We start from the raw sequence: 22,587 nt of genomic DNA on the forward strand, positions 1-22,587 counted from the left end.
CTGATCGGCCACGGCTCACAACTTCCGGTAGACGTCGTCGAGGGTCAGGCCCCGGGAGAGCAACAGCACCTGGGTCCAGTACAGCAACTGGCTGACCTCTTCGGCGAGCGACTCGTCGCTCTCGTGCTCGGCGGCCAGCCACACCTCGCCGGCCTCTTCCAGGATCTTCTTGCCGAGCCCATGGATGCCGGCGTCAAGGGCAGCGACCGTGCCGCTACCGGCAGGTCTGGTGCGCGCTTTGTCGCTGAGTTCGGCAAACAGGGCCTCGAAGGTCTTCACAGGCATGAATTGTTTCATGCTCGGAGGGGGTCCATTTGTGGGGTTCCATAGAAGGGTGAGCGAATCTGTCGGCGACGCGCTGCCGACCTACACCGCCCGGGTCTCGGCAATCCGCACGATCCTGGCCAAACACCTGCCCGTTGCGGACCTGGTCCAGAACAATCGCCGCGCCAACCCCATCCCGCCGCTCGATTGCCTGTCGGCTTCCTGGGGCTCTGACCCGACCTCGCCCGCAACCCTGACGCTGTCGATGCATCCCGTGCCGGACTTCGCCGCCGAGGTCGAGGAACTGCGCTACGGCGCGGATCCCGCCCAGGGAGCCTACGCGGCACACCGCGCCGATCCCGCCGAGTTCGCTCTGGTGCAACCACACTTGTCCAGCGTCTGGGTGGTCGTCGGGCACTGCGAGGTCCATCTGGCCCACCAGGGTTGCTCGCCCGAGAAGCTGGTCGAGGCAGCTGTCGAGATCGCCCGCAGCGTGGGCTGGTCGCCGTATGCCGACGATTTCGAGCCACCTCTGCTGCCGCCGGACCGGGACCCGCCGGTTGACCGCTAGGCGCTCAACGCATTGGCGTGCATGTCTTCGAGGTTCTTGCCCTTGGTCTCCTCGACCCAGCGCCACACGAACACGAACGACAACACCGCACAGATGGCATAGAAGCCGTACGCCACGCCAAGGACGTTGCGCAGTTCCGGGAACGACACAGTGATCAGCCAGTTCGCTGCCCACTGCCCGGCGGCGGCCAGGCCGAGCGCGGCCGCCCGGATACGGTTGGGGAACATCTCGCCGAGCAGCACCCACACCACCGGGCCCCAGGACATGCCGAAGGCCACCACGAACAGGTTCGCCGCGACCAGGGCGATCGGCCCGGTGATGCCGCCGAGATACGGTTGCAGCTCCATCAGACCGGTCGACTTGTTGAGCACCTCATGTGTCTGGGCAGTCCCGAAGATGACCGCCATCGTGCCCAGTGTCACCGCCATCCCCACCGAACCGATCAACAGCAGCGGCTTGCGGCCGATCTTGTCGATCAATGCGATCGCGATCAGCGTGGTGACGATGTTGGTCACCGAGGTGATCACCGTGATGATGAACGACGAGCTCTCGTCGAATCCGACGGCCTGCCACAACACATTCGAGTAGTAGAAGATCACGTTGATGCCGACGAACTGCTGGAACACCGACAGCCCCAGGCCCACCCACACGATGCCGTAGACACCGCCTGCCGGCTTACGCAGGTCGCGCCATGCCGCCGGCTTCTCCTGCTGAAGGGTGTCCTGGATCCGGCCCAGGGTGATCTCCAGGTTCTTCTCCCCCAGCAGCCGCGACAGCACCTTGCGCGCCTCGGGAATCCGGTGTGTGGCAACCAGATACCGCGGTGATTCGGGAATGGTGAAGGTCAGCAGGCCGTACACGACAGCGGGAACCGTCATCAACAGGAACATCCACCGCCAGGCCTCCAGGTTGAGCCAGAGTTCCTTGCCGGCTTCCCCGGCGATGTGGGCCAGCAGCGCGTCGATACTCAGGGCCAGGAAGATGCCGCACACGATCGCGAGCTGCTGCAGCGATCCCAACCGGCCGCGGATCCGCGGTGGCGAGGTCTCGGCGATGTAGGCCGGGGCAATCACCGAGGCGATCCCGACTCCGATACCGCCGACGACACGGAACAACACCACCACCCACACGCTGGGCGCCAGCCCGGTGCCGATCGCGCTGATGAAGAAGAGCACCGCGGCGATCTTCATCACCGCGATCCGGCCGATCCGGTCGGCTATCCGGCCCGCGGTGAGCGCACCTACAGCCGCACCGAGCAGCGCAGAGGCGACTGCGAATCCCAGGATCTTGTTGTCGATGTCGAAGTGCTTCTGGATGGCGTCGACCGCACCGTTGATGACCGCGCTGTCGTAGCCGAACAACAACCCACCCAGGGCAGCGACCGAGGCGATGCGCACCGCGCTGCGTCCGGATGAGTAATAGTCGTCGTCGTGGACCGCGGGAGTGCCGTCACCTGCCGGACCGTGTGCCATACCGTGTCCCCTCCGCACCATTGCGTGACCGATCACAATCACCTTGGCACAGCGGACCGGCAGCTAGGGCCATATCCGGCAGCTGAATTGGACGCGGGTCAGGCGCTGCGTGCGTCCGTGTCCGCCGCCAGCTCGGCATGGATCGTCCGCAGGTCCGAGACATCGAGCGCGCCGAGCGTCTCGGCGTGCCTGCGCCGCGTTCCCGCCGGCACCGCGACATCGTTTGGTATCACCAACACCGGGCAACCGGCGGCTTCGGCCGACGCCGTTCCGGTGACCGAGTCCTCCACGGCCAGACAGTGCTCCACAGGCACCCCGAGCAGGTGCGCCGCCCGCAGGTAGGGATCCGGCGCCGGCTTGGCCCGGTCCACTTCGTCACCGCAGACGCTCACCGTGAAGTAGTGGCTGCCAATACTTTTCAGGGCCCGCTCGGTGAGCCCGCGACGCGTGTTGGTCACCAGCGCCATCGGGACCCCGGCGGCGGTCAGACCGTCGAGCATCTCCTTGGCCCCGGGCCGCCACGGCAATCCCTGTTCGAACAGCTCACCGGTGTAGTCATGCAGCCAGTCCGCCGATTCGGCCATCGCGGCAGGATCGGGGTCAAGGCCGAGATCGTCGTAGACGATGCGCATGACAGTCTCGGCCGAGCCGCCGACGGTGGATTCCCGGACCTCGTCGGTCAGAACGCCGCCGTTGCGCGCGTACAGCGCGTGCATGGCGATGTCCCACAGCTTTTCGGAGTCGACGAGCGTGCCGTCCATATCCCAGAGCACCGCACGCATGGCAGCCATTCTCGCATTGTCGGACAGCGTCGATAGCGTGGGAGCATGACGGTATTGGTGACGGGAGCCACAGGAAACATCGGCAGGCGCGTCGTGGATCAGCTGATCACGTTGGGCGCCGGGGGCATCCGCGCTTTGACCACAAACCCGGCGAAGGCGGCACTGCCGGAATCTGTGACAGCAATCACCGGATACCTGGGAAAGCCGGAGACGCTGCCGGCCGCGTTGGAGGGCGTCGAGCGGGTGTATCTGGCGCCGTTCCCCGCCACCGTCGGACCCACGCTCGAGATGCTGGTGCAAGCGGGTGTGCAGTACATCGTGGCGCTGTCCGGCGGTGCACATTGGACGGAGCACGCCGAGGCCATCACCGGCTCAGGGCTGGCGCACACCCAGCTGGGGCCCGGCGAGTTCTGCGAGAACTTCGCGATGTGGGCTCCGCAGATCAAGACCGGCACTGTCCGCGACATTGCCCCCGATCACGTCGAATCGCCGGTGTCGATGGACGACATCGCCCGGGTGGCGGCGCACCTGCTGGTCGGGCTGCAGGACGCGCATCTGAGCGCGATGTACGAACTCACCGGCCCGGTCGCGTTGTCACGCGCCGACATTGCCCGCCAGATAGGTGCGGGCATCGGCTTGCCGGTCGACGCGCAGCAATGTAACCGCGCCGAGGCCGAAGCGCTGCTGCGCCCCGTCATGGGCGACGGTGCGCATTGGTACCTCGACCTCTTCGACGGCGAACTGGAGCCTCAGTCCGCCAACGACAACGTCGAGCTGTTGACCGGCACACCGGCCGAATCGATCGCGCAGTGGGCGGCCCGCAACCGGAGCCTGTTCACCTAGCCGCCTCGCGCTTGAGCCGGAACGAGAACCGTTCCGGCTCAAGCAGCTTCGGCTCGCTCAGTCCTCCGGGTTGTAGGCGAGGTTGGAGCTGAGCCAACGCTCGGCTTCCTGGAGGGTCCAACCTTTGCGCTTCGCGTAGTCGGCGACCTGATCCTGAGCCATCCGGCCGACCACGAAGTACTGCGACTGCGGGTGTGAGTAGTACCAGCCGCTGACGGCAGCACCGGGCCACATCGCCATCGACTCCGTCAGCTCGATACCGGTGCGCTCCTTGACGTTCATCAACTTCCAGAGCGTGACCTTCTCGGTGTGCTCCGGGCAGGCCGGGTAGCCGGGGGCCGGGCGGATCCCCACGTACTTCTCGCCGATGAGCGCCTCGTTGTCCAGGTGCTCGTCGGGCTGGTACCCCCAGAACTCCTCACGGACCCGCTGGTGCATCCGCTCGGCGAACGCCTCGGCCAACCGATCGGCCAGCGACTCCAGCAGGATCGCGCTGTAGTCGTCGAGGGCGGCCTTGAACTCCATGATCTTTTCCTGGCTGCCGAGCCCCGCGGTGACCGCGAAGGCCCCGACGTAGTCGGCCAGACCCGTGGACTTCGGTGCGATGAAGTCACCCAGCGACCGGTTCGGGATGCCGTCGCGGTGCTCGCCCTGCTGGCGCAGGTTGTGCAACGTGGTCAGCACGTCGGTACGGGTCTCATCGGTGTAGACCTCGATGTCGTCGCCGACCGCGTTCGCCGGGAAGAACCCGATCACCCCGTTGGCGCGCAGCCACTTCTCCTTGATCAGGGTGTCGAGCATCTCCTGGGCGTCGTCGTACAGCTTGCGGGCGGCCTCGCCCGACGCCGGGTTGTTGAGGATGTCGGGGAAGCGGCCCTTCATCTCCCAGGCGTTGAAGAACGGCTGCCAGTCGATGTACTCCCGCAGCTCGGCCAGGTCGTAATCGTGAAAATCGCGGACTCCCACACCCTGAGCCGGCACCGGCGGGGTGTACCCGTCCCACTCGATCGGCGTGCGGTTCGCGCGGGCCTTCTCCAGCGTCAGCATCGGCCGCTCGTTCTTCTGGGCGTGCCGTTCACGCAGAGACGCATAGTCGGCCTCGGTGGACTCCAGCAGTGCCGGGCGCTGCTTGTCGTCGAGCAACGCGGCGGCGACCGGCACCGAGCGGGAGGCGTCCTTGACCCAGACCACCGGCCCCTTGCGACGGGGCGATATCTTCACGGCCGTGTGGGCGCGCGAGGTCGTCGCCCCACCGATCAGCAGCGGGATCTCCAGGCCCTGGCGTTCCATCTCGACGGCGAAGTTGACCATCTCGTCCAGGGACGGGGTGATCAGGCCGGACAGCCCGATGATGTCGGCGTTGTGTTCGTTCGCCGCGTCCAGGATCTTCTGGGCAGGCACCATCACACCGAGATCGATCACCTCGAAGTTGTTGCACTGCAGCACGACCCCGACGATGTTCTTGCCGATGTCGTGGACGTCGCCCTTCACCGTCGCCATCACGATGGTGCCGTTGGTGTCCTTGGAGTCGGCCGTCCCGTTCTGCGCCTTCTCCGCCTCGATGTAGGGCAGCAGGTACGCGACCGCCTTCTTCATCACCCGGGCCGACTTCACCACCTGGGGCAGGAACATCTTGCCCGCACCGAAGAGGTCGCCGACGACGTTCATGCCGTCCATCAGCGGGCCCTCGATCACCTCGATCGGGCGGCCGCCGGCGGCGGCGATCTCGGCCCGCAATTCCTCGGTGTCGGCGTCGACGTGGGCGTCGATGCCCTTGACGAGGGCGTGGGTGATCCGCTCCCGGACCGGGAGGCCGCGCCACTCGGCTGCGGCCGGATCCTCGGATTTCTCCGACTTGTTGAACCGTTCGGCGATCTCCAGGAGCCGCTCGGCCGCATCCTCGCGACGGTTCAGGACGACGTCCTCGATCCGGTCGCGTAGCTCGGGATCGATCGAGTCGTACGGCACCAGCGCACCGGCGTTGACGATGCCCATGTCCAGGCCTGCCCTGATGGCGTGGAACAGGAACACCGCGTGGATCGCCTCGCGGACGGGGTTGTTGCCCCGGAACGAGAACGACACGTTCGAGATACCGCCGGAGATGTGCACCCCGGGAAGGTTCTCCTTGATCCAGGCGCAGGCCTGGATGAAGTCGATCCCGTAGGTCGCGTGCTCCTCGATACCGGTCGCCAGCGCGAAGCAGTTCGGGTCGAAGATGATGTCCTCGGCCGGGAAGCCGACCTCTTCGGTCAGGATCCGGTAGGCGCGCCCGCAGATCTCCTTGCGGCGCTCCAAATTGTCGGCCTGCCCCTGCTCGTCGAAGGCCATCACCACGACGGCGGCGCCGTACTTGCGGCACAACCGCGCCTCGCGGATGAACTTCTCCTCGCCCTCCTTCATGGAGATCGAGTTGACGATCGGCTTGCCCTGCACGTTCTTCAGGCCGGTTTCGATGACCTCCCACTTGGAGGAGTCGATCATCACCGGAACGCGGCTGATGTCGGGCTCGGCCGCGATCAGCTTGGTGAACCGGTCCATCGCGGCGACGCCGTCGATCATGCCCTCGTCCATGTTGATGTCGATGACCTGCGCGCCGACCTCGACCTGCTGCAAAGCGACCGACAACGCGGTGTCGTAGTCCTCGGCCTTGATCAGGTTGCGGAACCGGGCGGAGCCCGTGATGTTGGTGCGCTCACCGATGTTGACGAACAGGGAGTCCTTGGTGATGTTGAGCGGCTCCAGGCCCGAGAGCCGGGTAGCGACCTCGATCTCCGGCACCTCACGCGGCGGCTTGCCGTCGACGACCTTGGCGATCTTGGCGATATGTGCCGGCGTCGTTCCGCAGCAACCACCGGCCAGGTTGATCAGGCCGGCCTCGGCGAACTCGGCGATGTAGGAGGCCTGACTCTCCGGCGACTCGTCGTACTCGGCGAACGCGTTGGGAAGGCCGGCGTTGGGGTAGCAGGAGACGAAGGTGTCCGCGATCCGCGACATCTCGGCGATGTAGGGCCTCATCTCCGGCGCGCCGAGGGCGCAGTTCAGCCCCACCGCGATCGGGTTGGCGTGCCGGATCGAGTTCCAGAACGCCTCGGTCACCTGGCCGGACAGTGTGCGCCCGGACGCATCGGTGATGGTGCCCGAGATGATCACGGGCCAGCGGCGTCCGCGGTCCTCGAACAGCGTCTCGAGGGCGAACACCGCGGCCTTGGCGTTCAGCGTGTCGAAGATCGTCTCGATGATGATGAGGTCCGCGCCGCCGTCGATCAGCCCGTTGGCGGCTTCGAGATACGCGGCAGCCAGCTGGTCGTAGGAGACGTTGCGGGCTCCGGGATCGTTGACGTCCGGCGAGATCGACGCGGTCCGCGTCGTCGGGCCCAGCGCCCCGGCCACGTAGCGCGGCTTGTCCGGGGTGCTGAACTCGTCGCAGGCCGCCCGGGCCAGGGCAGCGCCGGCGTAGTTCAGCTCGTAGCTCAGGTCCGCCATGTCGTAGTCGGAGAGCGAGACCGCGTTCGCGTTGAACGTGTTGGTCTCCAGGATGTCGGCGCCCGCCTCCAGGTACTCCCGGTGGATCGCCTCGATGATCTGCGGCTGCGTCAGGTTGAGCAGGTCGTTGTTGCCCTGGAGATCGCTGGGCCAGTCCTTGAACCGCTCGCCCCGGTAGCCGGCTTCGTCCGGCCGGTCGCGCTGGATCGCCGTGCCCATCGCGCCGTCGATCACCATGATCCGCCGACGCAGGGTGTCCGTCAGTGCCTCGGTGCAGTCAGGGCGGATATTGGGCTCAAGCTTGTTCGGCTCGGGGGCGTTCACAGTGCACTCCTTCCATAACGGAAGGCGTCCTTGACTCTGCCGAGCGTGGCGGATACCGAGGGAGACCTGATCCCCCCAGATAGCCGTTGCAACGCCTCTCGACCAGAAGAGTCTACGTCGTCACCTGATCGACGTCTGGACGCCCAACTCGTCGCTGCGATCGACCCGACCCGCTTGGCGACGCGCGCCTTGACCAGATTGCAGCCGAACGTATTTGGTCTCGACTGCGCCGACGCCCACCACCACGCGCTGCGACAAGGTGTCGAGCAGACTCGCGTCGTGGGCAGACTTGTCAGCGACAGCCACACAAACAGGATAGTCGGTCTATCGAATACGGCGGTTCGGTGCCGCCGCGACCCGCGCGGACAACGGGCTCATCGGCACCATCCAAGGCTTAGGCTGAAGGTGTGACACCGTCGTATCCGAACGCCGGCCGGCGTATGAACTTGCCCGAATTGAAGGACGCCACCGTCGTGGCGGCTTTCGAGGGCTGGAATGACGCCGGCGACGCGGCCAGTGACGCGCTGGACCACCTGGATGCGATCTGGGAAGCCCAACCGATCGTCGAGATCGACGACGAGTCGTACTACGACTATCAGGTGAACCGTCCGGTGATCCGCCAGGTCGACGGCGTCACCCGGGAACTGGTCTGGCCGTCGATGCGAATCTCGCACTGCCGTCCGCCCGGCAGCAACCGCGACGTGGTGTTGATGCACGGCGTCGAGCCCAACATGCGCTGGCGCACCTTCTGCGCCGAGTTGCTGGCCATCGCCGACAAACTCAATGTGCAGACCGTGGTGATCTTGGGTGCGCTGCTGGCCGACACCCCGCACACCAGGCCGGTGCCGGTGTCAGGCTCGGCGTATTCGGCCGAGTCGGCGAAATTCTTCGGCCTGGAAGAGACCCGTTACGAAGGTCCGACCGGGATCGCCGGGGTGTTCCAGGACGCCTGCGTGCAGGCCGGCATCCCGGCCGTGACCTTCTGGGCCGCGGTTCCGCACTACGTGTCGCAGCCGCCCAGCCCCAAGGCCACGGTGGCGCTGCTGCGCCGGGTCGAGGACGTGCTGGACGTCGAGGTGCCGTTGGCCGATCTGCCCGCTGCCGCCGAAGAGTGGGAGCAGGCTGTCACCGAGATGACCGCCGAGGACGAGGAGATCGCCGAATACGTCGCCTCCCTGGAGCAGCGCGGCGACGCCGAGGTCGACATGAACGAGGCGCTCGGCAAGATCGACGGCGACGCGCTGGCGGCCGAGTTCGAGCGCTACCTGCGGCGCCGGGGGCGCTGACCCGCCGAGCGGCCGGTGTTACTTGTCTTCCAGGGCCTCGATACGGGCGCTGGTCGAGCGGCCGAGTGCGGCGGCCTCGGCATCGAGTTTCGGCAGCAGCGTCGGGGTGAACTTGCGGATGTCGCGCTCGGCCAGTGGCGTGGTGACGAACGGCCGGATCCATCGGAACGCCCCGACCCATTCCGGACTGTAGATCCGCTTCTTGCGGCCCTCGATGCCTTTGACGAAGGCGGCGCCGCAGGCGTCGACGGTCGTCGTCCGGTTCAGGGGCGGCGGCAGCTTGGAGAGCATCTCCCGGAACGCCGACAGGTCCGACTTGGCGTCCTGCACCAGCGGGGTGTCGATCCAGCTCATGTGCGCCGAGCCGACGTCGACACCGAGGTGGGCCACCTCGAGGCGCAACGTGTTGGCGAAGTACTCGGCGCCGGCCTTGGAAGCGTGGTAAGCGGCCAGACCGGGAGCCGAGGTGAAGGCCGCGAGCGAGGACACCACCAGCACATACCCGCGGCGCTTGACCACGGACGGCAGCGTGGCCCGCACGGTGTTGAACACGCCGACGACGTTGATGTCGATGACCCGCTTGAACGCCTCGGGATCGACCTGCATCACCGAGCCGAAGCTGGCGATACCGGCGTTGGCCATCACGATGTCGATGCCGCCGAACCGCTCGACGGCAGCGTCGGCGGCCTTCTGCATGGCGGCCAGGTCACGCACATCGGCCAGCGCGGTCAGCACGTGCTCCTCGCCGAGTTCGGCGGCCAGTGCGCTCAATGGCGCCTCATCGAGGTCGGTGAGCACCAACTTGGCGCCCCGGCGCCGCAGTCGGCGGGCCACCTCGGCGCCGATACCGCGTGCTCCGCCGGTGATGAAGACGACTTTCCCGTTCACAGAACCCATTGCCGCAACGTACCCCACCGGGGCGCGCCCGACGAGGCCTAGAGTTCGACGCCGAGCAGCGCATCCACGGTGGCGGCGACCTGTCGTGGCGCAGCGGTGTCGTGTCCGCCGTAGGCCAGCGCATCGGTACACCAACCATCCAGTGCGGCAAGCGCTTTCGGGGTATCCAGATCGTCGGCGAGATACCGGCGTAACCGGGCCACCACGTCGGTGGCATCCGGACCGGCGGGCAGGGCCGTGGCCGTGCGCCACTGCTTCAGGCGGGCGTTGGCCTCGTCGAGCACGGCGTCGCTCCAGAACCGGTCACTACGGTAGTGCCCGGCGAACAGCCCGAGCCGGATGGCCGACGGGTCCACTCCCTGCGCGCGCAGCCGGGACACCAGCACCAGGTTGCCGCGACTCTTGCTCATCTTGTGCCCGTCCCAGCCGATCATGCCGGCGTGCACGTAGTGGCGGGCGAATCTCCGCTCCCCCGTCACGGATTCGGCGTGGGCGGCGGAGAACTCGTGGTGCGGGAAGATCAGGTCGCTGCCGCCACCCTGGATGTCCAGCCCGGAGCCGATGCGGGTAAGCGCGATCGCCGAGCACTCCACGTGCCAGCCCGGCCGGCCTGCCCCGAACGGTGACGGCCAGCTGGGCTCACCGGGCCGTTCGGCGCGCCACAACAGGGCGTCGAGTTCGTCGCTCTTGCCCGAGCGGTCGGGATCGCCGCCCCGCTCGCCGAACAGCCGCAGCATGGTCTCGCGGTCGTAGCCCGACTCGTAGCCGAACTGCGCGGTGGCGTCCGCTCGGTAGTACACGTCGGGGTACTCAGCGTCGTCGACGACGTACGCCGCACCGGAGGCCAGCATCTTCTCCACCAATTCGACCACCTCGGTGATCGTCTCGGTGGCGGCCACATAGTCGTGCGGGGGCAGCACCCGCAGGGCCGCCATGTCCTCGCGGAACAACTGGGTCTCGCGGTCGCCGAGGTCGCGCCAGTCGATGCCGTCGCGTTCGGCCCGCTCGAACAGCGGATCGTCGACATCGGTGACGTTCTGCACGTAGTGCACGGTGTGCCCGGCATCCAGCCACAGCCGGTGCACCAGATCGAACGTCAGGTAGGTCGCGGCATGGCCCAGGTGGGTGGCGTCATAGGGAGTGATGCCGCAGACGTACATGGTGGCCGTCGGCCCGGGGGTCACCGGACGTACCTGACGGTCGGCGCTGTCGTACAGCCGCAGCTGCGGACCACGCCCCTCCAGCACCGGAATTGACGGTGCCGACCACGATCGCATGGCCTCGACTCTAAGGTGCTCGCTCAGGACGGCCTCCCGCCGGTCGGTCCCGCACAGTTCAGCAAGTCAGACAACGCCGCGGCCCATTCCATTCCCGAATCGCCGTGCGCATTTCTCATCGGGCCATCCCGATCGCCTCCAACAGGATCGGTGCCAGCTCTTTGCGGCACATCACGAAATCCGGCAGGTACGGGTCGGCGCGGTTGTAGCGCAGCTCCGAGCCGTCGAGGCGCGAGGCATGCAGGCCCGCGGCCAGCACCACGCCCGCGGGAGCGGCCGAATCCCACTCCCACTGGCCGCCGGCGTGAATGTAGGCGTCGACGTCACCGCGTACGACCGCCATGGCCTTCGCTCCCGCCGAGCCGATGCGCACCATCCGGAAGTCGAGTTGTTCGCGCATCCGCCACAGCACCGCCGGGGGCCGGTTCGAGCTCGCGGTGATCAACAGCGGACCGTCACGGCGCGGGCGGGGCGGGCTGATGGTGTCACTGCGGTACACCTCACCGCGGGCGGGCAGGGCCACCACAGCGTCCGACAGGCCTCCGTCGACGCCGACGGAGCGCTGCCACAGCGCGATGTGCACCGCCCAGTCCTCGCGGCCGGGCAGGGAGAACTCGTGCGTGCCGTCGACGGGGTCGACGATCCAGACCCGGTCGGCGTCGACGCGGGACAGGTCGTCGACCGCCTCCTCGCTGAGCACGGAATCGCCGGGACGGGCCCGGGCCAGCCGGTCCAGGATCAGGGCATTGGAGCGCCGGTCCCCCTCGTCGCCGAGGTAGTACGGGTCGTAGAAACCGATCTCTTCACGCACGGCCAGCAACAACTCACCGGCCTCCTTGGCCACTGCGGCAGCCAGGTCGGCATCGGTCGAGTGCATCCGACCAGTATCGGTGGCACGCCCAGTTGATGTGCTGGCGGGGCCTGTTGTGCCATTAGGGTCAGGCCATGACCGAGCAGACCCCCGTCGACAACTTGTCCGACTCGTGGCGTTGGAAGTTCGACTTCTTCAACACCTACGGCCTGCCGAGTTCAAGCCCCGAATCCAAGGCCGCGTACCGCAACCTCAGCTTCATGGCCAAGCTGCGGCTCACGTCGAACATCCTGGCGTTCCTGTTCGGGCCGATCTACTTCTTCGTCAAAGGCATGTGGCGCAAGGGATTGGCGCTGCTGGGGTTGACCATCGCAGTGGCGGCGGTGCTGATTGTGCTCGACGTCAGCGACTCGATCGGCCGGGCCATCAGCATCGGTGTCGGGGCATTGGCGATGTCCACCGCGAACTACGCCTACTACCTGCACGTCGTGCGCGGCAGTCAGTCCTGGAATCCGTTCGAAGGGTTCGGGCGCGCCCGCTAGAACGCGGGCAACCGCGCGAGGATTTGGTGCGCAAGACGCGGCCCGGGTGGCCTTAGATTCGGAATCATGAGCTTGCCCGAAACCCTCCGACGCGACCTGATCGCCTACGTCACGCCATATCTGGTGGCGGGCTTCTGGACACTCGCCGACATCACCGAGTGGGCGTTCGAGCGCAGCGAGGGTCTCGACGAGCATCGCGACGAGGTGACCACCCTGGTGCGCACAATGTGGGCGGACCGGCTCACCGAGCAGGCCCGCTGGCCCGATACCGGCGACTATGGGCGGCTGCAACGCATCTTCGACCAGCTGGAATCCGAATCGATCGTGGCCCGCATGTGCTTCACCTGCTGCGCAACCTGCGCGTCCAACGACATCGCCGCCGAAGCCACACCGCTTCCGCCCGATGGCGTCCGCGAGGTCGGCTACGTCTACTTCCACCAGCAGGACGCATTCGATCTCGGCTACCCCGACGCGACGCTGTACCTGGGATTCGGCTCGTTCAACCCGCACCCGACGCTGCCCGACGCGATCCGCAGCGCCGCAGCGAACGGAGACGAGGCGGCACAGGACGAGGCGCTGGCCCAGACCGATGTCATCGTCGGCAAGCGCATCGTGGAGTTGGCTGCCAGTCACGGGCTGGCGGCCAGCTGGTCGGAGTCGCCGGCGGAACGGATCGAACTGAGCCTGCCGCAGTGGCGTAAACCGCTACCGCAGTGACCTGGTCAGAACGCGGGCCACGGGATCGGCCGATGCCGGTCCGGCGTCGGCATCAACGGATTGCCCAGTAGCCCAACGATTCTGGACCGCAACGCGGCGATCTCGGCGTCCGTGATGTGTGCGCACAGCTGCTCTGCCAGGTCACCGAACCCGTCACGCAGCGCGGTGACGTCGGCCAGAGTTTCGTCGTCGACGGGCTTGCCGGCCCAGCCCCACAGCACGGTCCGCAGCTTGTCCTCGACGTGCAGGCTCACCCCGTGGTCCACGCCGTAGACCGCGCCGTCGAGACCGGCCAGGATATGCCCGCCCTTACGGTCGGCGTTGTTGATCAGCACGTCGAACACGGCCATCCGGAACAGTCGCGGATCGTCGGCGTGCACCAGCGTCACCTCGTCGCCGGCGTAGTCGTAGGCCTGCAGGATGGGCAGGAAGCCCGGCGGCAGGTGCCCGGCCGGCAACAGGTCCACCAGGTCCGGGCCGGAATCGGGCTCGTCGCCCACCTGATCTCCCGGCTGGTCCACCCACAGCTGCAGCATGCCCGGACCGGCCGGTCCGTCACGAATAATGGTGCGGGGCACGACATCCCAACCTAATGCGGCCGATACCAGGTAGGCGCCCAGCTCACGGCCCGCCAAGGTGCCATCGGGGAAATCCCACAGCGGCGCCTCACCGCGGATCGGCTTGTACACGCAGTGCACCTGCCGCGCACCCAGGTTGGCCTCGCACAGGAAGGTGGCGTTGCTGGCCGACCGGATGCGGCCGATCACCGTCAACTCACCGTCGGCCAGGACCGCGTCATCGTCGGGGTCGGGATCGGGGCTAGGAATCTGCGTCATCTTCGGACCCGGCCACCTCACCGCGCCGATAGCCGTTGGTACGCACGCAGATGTGGCCGTCGGGATCCAGTGGCTCATCGCACAGCGGGCAGGGCGGGCGTCCGGCCGAGATCACCCGATTGGATCGGGTGGCGAACTCCCGGGCCGACTCCGGGCTGAGGAACACCCGCACCGCGTCGGGACCGTCCTCGGCATCGTCGAGGACCACCGAGGCATCGAACTCGCCTTCAGAGACCGCCAGCAGCTCGACCACCACGGTCTGCGCTTCCGAGTCCCAACCCAGCCCCATCGTCCCGACCCGGAACTCGGCGTCGACCGGAGTGACCAGCGGCAGTAGATCACTGACTTCACCGGTGTCGGGCGGGATCGGTGTGCCGAAGCGGCGGTTGATCTCGGTCAACAATGCCGCGATACGCTCGGCCAGCACCGCGACCTGCTGCTTCTCCAAGATCACCGAGATCACCCGCTTGTCATGGACAGCCTGCAGGTAGAAAGTTCGGTTACCGGGTTGGCCGACGGTCCCGGCCACGAAACGGTCGGGTGTGCGGAAGACGTGAATTGCGCGGGACATGGCACCTTCCAAAATACCGGTATCGGTACCGCTGGTCAGTTGGTGGACCCACCCACCACGGCGTCGGTGGCGGGTTTGGCGGCCAGCCCGGCGCTCAATTGGGTCCCGGTGTGGTTGATGTGCATGACGAACGGGCGCAGTTCGGTGTAGCGGATCACGCTCATCGATGCCGGATCGGCAGTGATGCGCTGGAATCCGTCCAGGTGCACCCCCAACGCGTCGGCTAGCACCGCCTTGATCACGTCGCCGTGCGTACAGGCCAGCCACAGCACGTCGGCGCCGTGCTCCTCGGCCAGCGCGCGGTCGCGTTCGCGCACCGCGGCGACCGCCCGGGCCTGAACCTGAGCCAGCCCCTCGCCCTCGGGGAACACCGCCGCGCTGGGCTGCTGCTGGACCACCGACCACAGGGGATCCTTCACCAGTTCACCGATGGCGCGCCCGGTCCAGCTGCCGTAGTCCACCTCGGTCAGCCGTTCGTCGACGATCGGCTGCAAGGACAGCGCCTCGGCCAGCGGCGCCACGGTGCGCACACAACGCAGCAGCGGAGAGTGCACGATCGCGGTCACCGGCAGCTCCCCGATGCGCGCGACGAGGCCGGCGGCCTGGTCGGTACCGCGCTCGTCGAGGTCGACGCCCTCGCTCCGGCCCGCCAGCGTGTGTGCGGTGTTCGAGGTCGAGCGGCCGTGCCTCAGCAGGATCACGGTCATATCGGCTCCTTGCGCCAGCGCTCGTCGGTCACAGTTCAGCTTGCACGGTCGGGATCACTGCGCTGCGACCACCCCGGTACCCAGCAGGGCCAGCACCACCGCGCCCAGCACCACCCGGTAGCCGACGAACCAGTACATGCTGTGCGACACCAGGAATTTCAGGAACCAGGCGATGGCCGCAAAGCCGACGACGAAGGCGATCACGGTGGCCACCAGCAGTTGGGCGCCGCTGGCGCTCATTCCGTCTCCGGCCGGGTGGAAGGCGTCGGGCAGCGAGAAGATGCCGGAGGCGAACACCGCGGGGATCGCGAGCAGGAAGCCGAACCGGGCCGCCAGCTCGCGCTCCATGCCGAGGAAGAGCCCGGCGCTGATGGTCGCGCCCGAGCGGGAGACCCCCGGTACCAGGGCCAGGCACTGGGCCAGGCCGACGATGATGCTGTCGCGCCAGGTCAGCTGCTCGACGCGGCGAACCTGCCTGCCGTAGTACTCGGCCGCGGCGATCACTGCCGAGAACACGATCAGCGCCGAGGCCACCAACCACAGATTCCGTGCGCCGGTACGGATTTCGTCCTTGAACAGCAGGCCGAACACTCCGATCGGAATGCTGCCGATGATCACCCACCAGCCCAGCCAGTAGTCGGAGGACCGGTGTGCCGCATTGAACAGCCCCGCGAACCAGGCCTTGATGATCCGGCCGATATCCCTGGCGAAGTACACCAGCACCGCCAGCTCGGTGCCCAGCTGGGTGACCGCCGTGAACGACGCGCCCGCGTCGTCGTCGAAGAACACCCGGGAGGTGATCGCGAGGTGTCCCGAGGACGAGACCGGCAGAAACTCGGTGAGCCCCTGGACAATCGACAACACAACCACTTGCAGCCAGGACATGGCACCGACGTCAGTCACGACGACGACCGTACCGTGACGCGGGCAGTGCGATGCGTCAGCGAGTGGCGCGCGAAACCCGTTGCGCGTCGGCTACCGCGTCCCGGACCGTTGCCGAGAGGCTGCGTTCATCAGACAGGTCGATGTCGGTCAGTTTGCGGGTGGCCATGGCCACCACATCGTCCTCGACCGGAACCGGTCCGGACAGCCGCGGACGGTAGACCTCGATCACGAGTTGCTGACGTTCGATGTGGAAAGAAAAACTCCGGCCATCGCCAACTTGGCCAAACCCACTGGCGTGTACACCAGTGGAAATATCCTCCATAGCAAACTCTCGAGTGCCCAGTTCCCGGTCTGCCGCGAGGGTCATGGTCGAACCATACCTCTACTTATGCCGCGATGGTTGCAGACGCGACCATTTCAGATCCAGCGCCATGCCTAGACTGGATTCCTGCACGTCACCGACCATCCGATTCCGACCGAGAGCCCTCCGTTGCGCCCAATCCTTGCAGGTCAGCCAGTTCGCGCCGGCCTCGTTGCGCTGGCCCTGCTGCTCACCGCGGGCTGCACGTCCAACCCCGCCGACACCCCGCCGCCCACCATCGAGCCCGCTCAGGCTGCGGTTTCGCCTCCTGTCACCGCCACGCCGGACGGTCAGATCCGACAATTACGCGGGCATGCTGTGAGTGCGGTATTCGACCCAGCAACCGGCACCCTGGCCGTTCTGGCCCCGGCGTCCGAAGGTCAGTCGACGCTGAGCCTGCTGGCCGCCGGCCGCCCAACGCGCGAGGTGACGCTGATGCCCGCGGCCACCGCGCTCAGCGTCGACGGCAAGGGTGATGTCCTGGCATCCACCCGCGGTGGATACTTCCGGGTCGGCCTGGCCGACGCCAAGCCCAGCAAAATCGACGTGGACGGCGCGCAGGGCGTCGACTTCACGGCGATCGCGCTGCGCGCCGACGGCAATCCGGTGCTGGGCAGCGCCGACGGAGCGGTCTACACATTGGGCAGCGACCACACCGTGGCTGCCCAGCTCAAGATCTTCGCGCGGGTCGATTCGCTTGTCACACAAGGAAACACGGCCGTGGTTCTCGACCGCGGCCAGACCTCGGTGACGGCCGTCAATCCCGGCGGGACCAAGGCCGCACAGGCGCTGCGGGCCGGCGAAGGCGCCACCACCTTGGCCGCCGACGCGCGCGGGCGGGTCCTCGTCGCCGACACCCGCGGCGACGAGCTACTGGTGTTCGGCGCAGATCCCCTGATCATGCGGCAGCGTTACCCGGTGCCCGCCGCGCCCTACGGCCTGGTCGGGTCCGACAAGCTGGCCTGGGTGTCGCAAACCGCGACCAATAACGTGATTGGTTACGATCTTTCCACCGGCATACCGGTGGAAAAGGTGCGTTATCGAACCGTGCAGCAACCGAACTCCCTGGCCTACGACGACAAGACCGACACCCTCTACGTGGTGTCGGGGTCGGGAGCGGGGGTTCAGGTGATCGGTAGCGCGTCGGGTCGCCGATGACCACCATCCAGCAGGGCCGCATGCCCCCGGGATGGGACAAGGTCGTCGCCGAGGACCATTCCGAGGAGTACGACTGGATTCCGCTGCGGCTACCGCCGGATGTCACGAGGATCAGCGCCTCGATCCGCTTGTCGATCGAGGCGGAGTACCGCGGCTGGGAACTGACCCGGGTGCGGGCCTACACAGATGGGAGCCGACGGGTGCTGTTGCGCCGCAAGAAATCCGCGTCATCCATGCCGGGCACACCCCAGGCGCCGTCGCTGTGATCTACGCGGCCCTGCGGCGGGCGCTGTTCCTGGTGCCCCCGGAACGGATCCACCTGTGGGTGTTCACCCTGCTGCGCACCGTCACCGGTCCCGCCTTCCTGCGTCGGGCGCTGGAGCGACGGCTGGCGCCCACCGATCCAGCACTGGCCAGCACGGTGTTCGGAGTGCGGTTCCCGGGTCCGATGGGGCTGGCCGCCGGGTTCGACAAGGACGGCCGCGGGTTGGAGACCTGGGGCGCGCTCGGCTTCGGCTACGCGGAGGTCGGCACCGTCACGGCGCAACCGCAGCCGGGTAATCCCGAGCCGCGGCTGTTCCGGCTGCCCGACGACCATGCGCTGCTCAACCGGATGGGCTTCAACAACGAGGGCGCCGGCGCCCTGGCCATCCGGCTGGCCCAGCACACCCCCGATGTGCCGATCGGGGTGAACATCGGCAAGACCAAGGTGACGCCCCCCGAGGACGCGGTGGCCGACTACGCCGAGAGCACCCGACTGGTGAGCGCACTCGCCGCCTACATCGTCGTCAACGTCAGCTCCCCCAACACCCCCGGACTGCGGGATCTGCAGGCCGTGGAATCGCTACGGCCGATCCTGGCCGCGGTCAAGGCCGAGACGCACAAGCCCGTACTGGTCAAGATCGCCCCGGACCTCTCCGATGCCGACATCGACGAAATCGCCGACCTGGCAGTCGAACTCGGCTTGGCAGGCATTGTTGCCACCAACACCACCATCTCGCGGGACGGGCTCGCCACGCCCGGCGTCGCGGATCTCGGCACCGGCGGGATCTCGGGACGCCCCGTGGCGCACCGGTCCCTGCAGGTGCTGCGCCAGTTGTACCGTCGGGTGGGTGACAAGCTCGTGCTGATCAGCGTCGGCGGCATCGAAACCGCCGACGACGCCTGGGAGCGGATCACGTCCGGGGCGACGCTTCTCCAGGGCTATACGGGGTTCATCTACGGCGGCGGATTGTGGGCCAAGCAGATTCACGACGGCGTCGCCGACCGGTTGCACGCCGGCGGGTTCGCGTCGCTGAGCGACGCGGTGGGATCAGCTGCACGCTGACCCCACCGCGCCCGCAGAATTGCTACTTCTGCTCAGTGCTGTTCATAGGTGCCGTGGATGACGGCGCGGGCGATCGCCTGACCGAAGAGGTTGAAGCCCAGATAGGCCGGGGTGGCGCCCTCGGGCAGCTCCAACGATTCCACCGGCAGCGCATGGACCGCGATGTAGTAGCGGTGCGGGCCGTGACCGGCGGGCGGTGCCGCACCGAGGTAGCGCTTGAGGCTCGCGTCGTTGGTGAGCGTGACGGCGCCTCCGGGCAGGTCGCCCCCGTCGCCGGCGCCTGCCGGCAGCTCGGTCACCGTGGCGGGCAGATCGGCCACCGCCCAATGCCAGAAGCCCGAGGCGGTCGGCGCGTCGGGGTCGTACACCGTGACGGCGAAGCTCTTGGTCTCCGCCGGGAAGCCCGACCAGCTCAGCTGCGGCGAAACGTCTTCACCGCCGGCTCCCATGATCCCGCTGACCTGGTCGTTGGCCAGCGGCTGACCGTCGGTGACCGATTCGGAGGTCAGGGTGAACGTCGGCAGCTTCGGCAGGTTGTCGTACGGAGATGCGGTCATGGTTCCCTCTCGTCGTAGCTCGTGTCGTAGTGCGGTCAGCAGTTCCGCAAAAAGTGTTCCAGAACGCCCGCGCCGAACTGCAGCGCGTCCACCGGCACCCGCTCGTCGACGCCGTGGAACAGCGCCGCGAAGTCCAGGTCCGGCGGCAGCCGCAGCGGGGCGAAGCCGAAGCAGCGAATCCCCAACCGCTGGAACGACTTCGCGTCCGTCCCACCCGACATCATGTAGGGCACGGTGCGGGCCTCGGGATCCATCGCCAGGATCGCTGCGTTCATCGCGTCCACCAGATCACCGTCGAACGTGGTCTCGTACGACGGCAGATCCCGCTCCCAGCTGCGCGTGACGTCGGGGCCGATCAACTCGTCGACCTCGCGCTCGAAGGCCTCCTTGCGGCCCGGCAGGACCCGGCAGTCGATCACGGCCTCCGCCGATGCGGGAATGACGTTGGCCTTGTAGCCCGCCTTGAGCATGGTCGGGTTCGCCGTGTCGCGCAGGGTGGCCGACACGATCCGGGCCACCCCGCCGAGCTTTGCGATGGTCCCTTCCAGATCCGGCGAGTTCACGTCGAAGTCGTAGCCCGTCTCCTCGGCCACCGCGGTGAGGAATTCCTCCACCGCCGGGTTGAGCACCAGCGGGAACTGGTGGCGACCCAACCGGTCCACCGCGCCGGCGATGGCCGTCACGGCATTGTCGTCGTGCACCATCGAGCCGTGACCGGCGCGGCCGCGGGCGGTCAGCCGCATCCAGGCCAGTCCCTTTTCGGCGGTCTCGATCAGGTAGAGCCGGCGCTCCCCGCCGTCCTTGCGGGGCACGGTCAGGGAGAAGCCGCCCACCTCGCCGATGGCCTCGGTCACGCCGTCGAACAGGTCGGGCCGGTTGTCCACCAGCCAATTGGCGCCGTAGGTGCCGCCGTGTTCCTCGTCGGAGACGAACGCGAACACCAGGTCGCGGGGCGGGACGATGCCGGACCGTTTGAAATGCCGGGCCACCGCAATGGTCATCCCAACCATGTCCTTCATGTCCACCGCGCCGCGGCCCCAGACATAGCCGTCCTTCACGGCACCCGAGAACGGGTGCACGCTCCAGTCGGCGGGCTCGGCCGGCACGACGTCGAGGTGCCCGTGGATCATCAGGGCGCCGCGGGACCGGTCGGCACCAGGCAGCCGGGCAAAGACATTGCCGCGGCCGGGGGCCCCGGCCTCGACGTATTCGGTCGTGTAGCCGACCTCACGGAGGCGGTCGGCCACCCATTCCGCACAGTCCGCTTCGGGCTTGGTGGTGGCCGGGTCACCGGTGTTGGAGGTGTCGAATCGGATGAGCGCACTGACGAGATCGACTACCTCGTCCGCGCTGGAAGCGGGGACAGTCACAGTCACATTCGTACCACCGAGACGCCGGTTTGGGTCTAGGGCACTCGATCCGATAACCTTAGGCGCCCGACCCCGAGTGGTCGGTCGAGTCCGAGTGGCGGAATGGCAGACGCGCTAGCTTGAGGTGCTAGTGCCCTATTAACGGGCGTGGGGGTTCAAGTCCCCCCTCGGACACACAATCAATCAAGCCGGGTTCAATTTCCCGGCGGCGACGGCAACCCAGGTCAATTCCTCGTGGAAGATGTCGCTGTGCGCGCCCGATGGGCCGTCGTCCTTGGCCACCACCTCCGACGAATTCAGATTCAGAATCTGGCCGGGCTGGAACGGGTAGGTCGCATTCACGGTGCCCAGGCTCTGGGTCTGCGACTGGTACGCCCCGTGCGATCCCATGGCCCGCCACCGGAACAATGGATCCTCGGCCCCGGCCGCGTCCTCGCCCGCCGCTGCCGAGGCCAGCGGATAGAACGTGCCGAGCGCCCGGTCATGGCTGGAGAAGCAGACGGTCAGCGGGCCGTCGATGCGGTTGAGCATGCCGACCAACTCACCGGAACCCTTCCGGAACGGCAACCGCTCGGTGAAGGTGAACCGGGAGTACGCGCCCTGCAGCAGCGTCACCGCCTTGACGGGTGAGGGTTGCACCTCGCTCATCCCCGCGATGGCGTAGGACACCACCCGGGCCCCGAAACTGTGCCCGACCAGGTGAATCCGCAGATCGGGGAACTCCGCGTGCAACGCATCGACGACGGGGCCCAGTCCGCGCCGGCCCACCACGCCGGCACGGTTCTTCATCTTCCAGTAGCTCAACTGCCGTAGCGCCTCCTTGGCGCCGTGCCACAGCCGCCCCGCGATGTCACCGAGGCCGGCCGCTCCCCCACCCCCATCGTCATCGAATTGCATACCGGCATTGGATAATTCGTCGGCAAAGGTGGTGAACAGCTGCTCCGGGTCCTGGTGTTCGTCGAGCATCCCCGGCCCGGCGTCCGGGGCGGCAACCTCGCCGTCGTTGAAGCCGGTCTGGGTGGCGGCGCTGAACGCGCGCAGCGCATCGAGCAGTTCCGGCAGCCGATCGCTGCTCGGCGGCGCCGCCAACAGGCCTGCGATGGCGTCCAATTGTTCCTTGCCGTCGGGAAACAGGTCCTTGAGCTCGTCGAGCTGCGCCGGTTCGATGGTCGCCGGCCCGGCGGGCACCACCGCCACCTCGTCTCCCAGCGCGGCGGCGCCCCCGCCGTCGTGTGCCGTCGCCCCGGAGAAATCCGGGATCGGTTCGTCACGCCAGAGTTGCGACGGCCACCGCAACCCGACGAACCCGACCGCACGCGCCGGGTCGAGTTGCGGGGCCAATAGCCCGAACCACCGCTCGTACAACGACTTGGCAGCCGCTTCGTCGTTGTTCCAGCCGTGGGAGAAGATGATCAGATCGGTCAGCCCCGCAGCACCGATCCGGCCCTTGAGATCGGCCAGCACCGCTGGATCGGGATCACCCTCGGCGTCGAACACCAGCCGCCAGATCCGTTCTGCCACATCGTTGGTCATTTCAGTCCCCTTC

At 67.3% G+C, this 22,587-nt stretch carries 24 protein-coding genes and 1 tRNA gene; 9 read left to right on the forward strand and 16 right to left on the reverse strand.

Annotated elements, in window-relative coordinates; all coding sequences use genetic code 11:
* Positions 1-15: 15 nt before the first annotated feature.
* Positions 16-297 carry a phosphoribosyl-ATP diphosphatase gene (locus AB0876_RS23905; protein ID WP_491840641.1) on the reverse strand — a complete coding sequence of 94 codons (282 nt, stop codon included), beginning with the start codon at positions 295-297 and terminating at the stop codon, positions 16-18.
* Between the two features lie 37 nt (positions 298-334).
* On the opposite strand from AB0876_RS23905, the gene AB0876_RS23910 reads away from it, so the two are divergent.
* The gene (locus AB0876_RS23910) at positions 335-835 is read left to right on the forward strand and encodes a DUF7956 family protein (RefSeq protein ID WP_491840640.1); all 501 of its coding nucleotides are present in this window, start codon (positions 335-337) and stop codon (positions 833-835) included.
* Here AB0876_RS23910 and AB0876_RS23915 read toward each other — a convergent pair.
* Both AB0876_RS23915 and AB0876_RS23920 read right to left on the reverse strand, forming a co-directional pair.
* Positions 832-2,307, reverse strand: coding sequence for a sugar porter family MFS transporter (locus AB0876_RS23915; RefSeq protein WP_491840639.1), 1,476 nt, complete (start codon positions 2,305-2,307; stop codon positions 832-834). The genes AB0876_RS23910 and AB0876_RS23915 overlap by 4 nt on opposite strands.
* 98 nt (positions 2,308-2,405) lie before the next feature.
* Positions 2,406-3,089 carry an HAD family hydrolase gene (locus AB0876_RS23920; protein WP_491840766.1) on the reverse strand — a complete coding sequence of 228 codons (684 nt, stop codon included), beginning with the start codon at positions 3,087-3,089 and terminating at the stop codon, positions 2,406-2,408.
* Positions 3,090-3,134: 45 nt separating this feature from the next.
* Between AB0876_RS23920 and AB0876_RS23925 the strand changes: the two genes are divergently transcribed.
* On the forward strand, positions 3,135-3,932 hold the full coding sequence (locus tag AB0876_RS23925) for an SDR family oxidoreductase (RefSeq protein ID WP_491840638.1): 798 nt from the start codon (positions 3,135-3,137) through the stop codon (positions 3,930-3,932).
* Between the two features lie 57 nt (positions 3,933-3,989).
* Here AB0876_RS23925 and metH read toward each other — a convergent pair whose 3' ends face one another.
* Positions 3,990-7,739: a methionine synthase gene (gene metH / locus AB0876_RS23930; protein ID WP_491840637.1), complete on the reverse strand. Its 3,750-nt coding sequence runs from the start codon at positions 7,737-7,739 to the stop codon at positions 3,990-3,992.
* Positions 7,740-7,859: 120 nt separating this feature from the next.
* A complete protein-coding gene (locus AB0876_RS23935) occupies positions 7,860-8,045 on the reverse strand; it encodes a hypothetical protein (protein WP_526043099.1) in 186 nt (61 codons plus the stop codon).
* A gap of 101 nt (positions 8,046-8,146) precedes the next feature.
* Here AB0876_RS23935 and AB0876_RS23940 point away from each other — a divergent pair, with 101 nt between their 5' ends.
* Complete coding sequence (locus AB0876_RS23940) at positions 8,147-9,025, forward strand: PAC2 family protein (RefSeq protein ID WP_055114934.1); 879 nt, start codon at positions 8,147-8,149, stop codon at positions 9,023-9,025.
* Between the two features lie 18 nt (positions 9,026-9,043).
* Here AB0876_RS23940 and AB0876_RS23945 read toward each other — a convergent pair whose 3' ends face one another.
* The 3 genes from AB0876_RS23945 to AB0876_RS23955 form a co-directional block, all read right to left on the reverse strand.
* Complete coding sequence (locus AB0876_RS23945) at positions 9,044-9,922, reverse strand: SDR family NAD(P)-dependent oxidoreductase (protein WP_526043100.1); 879 nt, start codon at positions 9,920-9,922, stop codon at positions 9,044-9,046.
* A gap of 38 nt (positions 9,923-9,960) precedes the next feature.
* Positions 9,961-11,199: a cysteine--1-D-myo-inosityl 2-amino-2-deoxy-alpha-D-glucopyranoside ligase gene (gene mshC, locus AB0876_RS23950; protein ID WP_526043101.1), complete on the reverse strand. Its 1,239-nt coding sequence runs from the start codon at positions 11,197-11,199 to the stop codon at positions 9,961-9,963.
* Between the two features lie 115 nt (positions 11,200-11,314).
* Positions 11,315-12,076, reverse strand: a complete 762-nt coding sequence (locus tag AB0876_RS23955) for a 3'(2'),5'-bisphosphate nucleotidase CysQ (protein ID WP_526043102.1) — start codon at positions 12,074-12,076, stop codon at positions 11,315-11,317.
* A gap of 68 nt (positions 12,077-12,144) precedes the next feature.
* Here AB0876_RS23955 and AB0876_RS23960 point away from each other — a divergent pair, with 68 nt between their 5' ends.
* Together AB0876_RS23960 and AB0876_RS23965 are read left to right on the forward strand one after the other, a co-directional pair.
* Complete coding sequence (locus AB0876_RS23960) at positions 12,145-12,552, forward strand: DUF2628 domain-containing protein (protein WP_491840633.1); 408 nt, start codon at positions 12,145-12,147, stop codon at positions 12,550-12,552.
* A gap of 66 nt (positions 12,553-12,618) precedes the next feature.
* Entirely contained in the window at positions 12,619-13,269 is a 651-nt protein-coding gene (locus AB0876_RS23965; protein ID WP_526043103.1) for a DUF6891 domain-containing protein, read from the forward strand.
* Positions 13,270-13,274: 5 nt separating this feature from the next.
* Here AB0876_RS23965 and AB0876_RS23970 read toward each other — a convergent pair whose 3' ends face one another.
* Genes AB0876_RS23970 through AB0876_RS23990 form a run of 5 tightly spaced genes read right to left on the reverse strand, consistent with a single transcriptional unit; the run spans position 13,275 to position 16,635 of the window.
* A complete protein-coding gene (locus AB0876_RS23970; RefSeq protein WP_526043104.1) occupies positions 13,275-14,105 on the reverse strand; it encodes an Rv2133c family protein in 831 nt (276 codons plus the stop codon).
* Complete coding sequence (locus tag AB0876_RS23975; protein WP_491840630.1) at positions 14,089-14,676, reverse strand: Rv2134c family protein; 588 nt, start codon at positions 14,674-14,676, stop codon at positions 14,089-14,091. Before AB0876_RS23975 ends, AB0876_RS23970 begins: the two co-directional genes overlap by 17 nt.
* 35 nt (positions 14,677-14,711) lie before the next feature.
* Positions 14,712-15,383: a histidine phosphatase family protein gene (locus AB0876_RS23980; protein ID WP_526043105.1), complete on the reverse strand. Its 672-nt coding sequence runs from the start codon at positions 15,381-15,383 to the stop codon at positions 14,712-14,714.
* A gap of 54 nt (positions 15,384-15,437) precedes the next feature.
* On the reverse strand, positions 15,438-16,268 hold the full coding sequence (locus tag AB0876_RS23985) for an undecaprenyl-diphosphate phosphatase (RefSeq protein WP_491840765.1): 831 nt from the start codon (positions 16,266-16,268) through the stop codon (positions 15,438-15,440).
* A gap of 55 nt (positions 16,269-16,323) precedes the next feature.
* Positions 16,324-16,635, reverse strand: coding sequence for a hypothetical protein (locus AB0876_RS23990; RefSeq protein ID WP_064934495.1), 312 nt, complete (start codon positions 16,633-16,635; stop codon positions 16,324-16,326).
* Between the two features lie 123 nt (positions 16,636-16,758).
* On the opposite strand from AB0876_RS23990, the gene AB0876_RS23995 reads away from it, so the two are divergent.
* The 3 genes from AB0876_RS23995 to AB0876_RS24005 are packed head-to-tail and all read left to right on the forward strand — an operon-like array spanning position 16,759 to position 19,114.
* A complete protein-coding gene (locus tag AB0876_RS23995) occupies positions 16,759-17,787 on the forward strand; it encodes a YncE family protein (RefSeq protein ID WP_491840628.1) in 1,029 nt (342 codons plus the stop codon).
* Positions 17,784-18,053, forward strand: coding sequence for a DUF5703 family protein (locus tag AB0876_RS24000; protein ID WP_055114955.1), 270 nt, complete (start codon positions 17,784-17,786; stop codon positions 18,051-18,053). The genes AB0876_RS23995 and AB0876_RS24000 overlap by 4 nt, the downstream gene beginning before the upstream one ends.
* Positions 18,053-19,114 (forward strand): quinone-dependent dihydroorotate dehydrogenase, encoded by a 1,062-nt coding sequence (locus AB0876_RS24005; protein WP_491840764.1) that lies wholly within the window; start codon positions 18,053-18,055, stop codon positions 19,112-19,114. Before AB0876_RS24000 ends, AB0876_RS24005 begins: the two co-directional genes overlap by 1 nt.
* A gap of 32 nt (positions 19,115-19,146) precedes the next feature.
* On the opposite strand, the gene AB0876_RS24010 is transcribed toward AB0876_RS24005, so the two are convergent.
* Entirely contained in the window at positions 19,147-19,671 is a 525-nt protein-coding gene (locus AB0876_RS24010; protein ID WP_491840627.1) for a YbhB/YbcL family Raf kinase inhibitor-like protein, read from the reverse strand.
* 35 nt (positions 19,672-19,706) lie between these two features.
* The gene (locus AB0876_RS24015) at positions 19,707-21,041 is read right to left on the reverse strand and encodes a M20/M25/M40 family metallo-hydrolase (RefSeq protein WP_491840626.1); all 1,335 of its coding nucleotides are present in this window, start codon (positions 21,039-21,041) and stop codon (positions 19,707-19,709) included.
* Between the two features lie 88 nt (positions 21,042-21,129).
* Here AB0876_RS24015 and AB0876_RS24020 point away from each other — a divergent pair.
* Positions 21,130-21,215, forward strand: a tRNA-Leu gene (locus AB0876_RS24020).
* A gap of 9 nt (positions 21,216-21,224) precedes the next feature.
* Here AB0876_RS24020 and AB0876_RS24025 read toward each other — a convergent pair.
* Positions 21,225-22,574, reverse strand: coding sequence for an alpha/beta fold hydrolase (locus tag AB0876_RS24025; protein WP_491840625.1), 1,350 nt, complete (start codon positions 22,572-22,574; stop codon positions 21,225-21,227).
* Between the last annotated feature and the right edge of the window lie 13 nt (positions 22,575-22,587).

It is taken from the genome of Mycobacterium sp. NPDC049093 (genome assembly GCF_040704635.1).
Classification (GTDB): domain Bacteria; phylum Actinomycetota; class Actinomycetes; order Mycobacteriales; family Mycobacteriaceae; genus Mycobacterium.

Coding starts and splice junctions, on each gene's coding strand:
- AB0876_RS24010 (WP_491840627.1), bottom strand. CDS start 19,671: ATGACCGCATCTCCGTACGACAACCTGCCGAAGCTGCCGACGTTCACC.
- AB0876_RS23915 (WP_491840639.1), bottom strand. CDS start 2,307: ATGGCACACGGTCCGGCAGGTGACGGCACTCCCGCGGTCCACGACGAC.
- AB0876_RS24000 (WP_055114955.1), top strand. CDS start 17,784: ATGACCACCATCCAGCAGGGCCGCATGCCCCCGGGATGGGACAAGGTC.
- AB0876_RS23925 (WP_491840638.1), top strand. CDS start 3,135: ATGACGGTATTGGTGACGGGAGCCACAGGAAACATCGGCAGGCGCGTC.
- AB0876_RS23990 (WP_064934495.1), bottom strand. CDS start 16,635: ATGACCCTCGCGGCAGACCGGGAACTGGGCACTCGAGAGTTTGCTATG.
- AB0876_RS23945 (WP_526043100.1), bottom strand. CDS start 9,922: ATGGGTTCTGTGAACGGGAAAGTCGTCTTCATCACCGGCGGAGCACGC.
- AB0876_RS23970 (WP_526043104.1), bottom strand. CDS start 14,105: ATGACGCAGATTCCTAGCCCCGATCCCGACCCCGACGATGACGCGGTC.
- AB0876_RS23920 (WP_491840766.1), bottom strand. CDS start 3,089: ATGCGTGCGGTGCTCTGGGATATGGACGGCACGCTCGTCGACTCCGAA.
- AB0876_RS23980 (WP_526043105.1), bottom strand. CDS start 15,383: ATGACCGTGATCCTGCTGAGGCACGGCCGCTCGACCTCGAACACCGCA.
- AB0876_RS23960 (WP_491840633.1), top strand. CDS start 12,145: ATGACCGAGCAGACCCCCGTCGACAACTTGTCCGACTCGTGGCGTTGG.
- AB0876_RS23955 (WP_526043102.1), bottom strand. CDS start 12,076: ATGCACTCGACCGATGCCGACCTGGCTGCCGCAGTGGCCAAGGAGGCC.
- mshC (WP_526043101.1), bottom strand. CDS start 11,199: ATGCGATCGTGGTCGGCACCGTCAATTCCGGTGCTGGAGGGGCGTGGT.
- AB0876_RS23905 (WP_491840641.1), bottom strand. CDS start 297: ATGAAACAATTCATGCCTGTGAAGACCTTCGAGGCCCTGTTTGCCGAA.
- AB0876_RS23965 (WP_526043103.1), top strand. CDS start 12,619: ATGAGCTTGCCCGAAACCCTCCGACGCGACCTGATCGCCTACGTCACG.
- AB0876_RS23975 (WP_491840630.1), bottom strand. CDS start 14,676: ATGTCCCGCGCAATTCACGTCTTCCGCACACCCGACCGTTTCGTGGCC.
- AB0876_RS23985 (WP_491840765.1), bottom strand. CDS start 16,268: ATGTCCTGGCTGCAAGTGGTTGTGTTGTCGATTGTCCAGGGGCTCACC.
- AB0876_RS24025 (WP_491840625.1), bottom strand. CDS start 22,574: ATGACCAACGATGTGGCAGAACGGATCTGGCGGCTGGTGTTCGACGCC.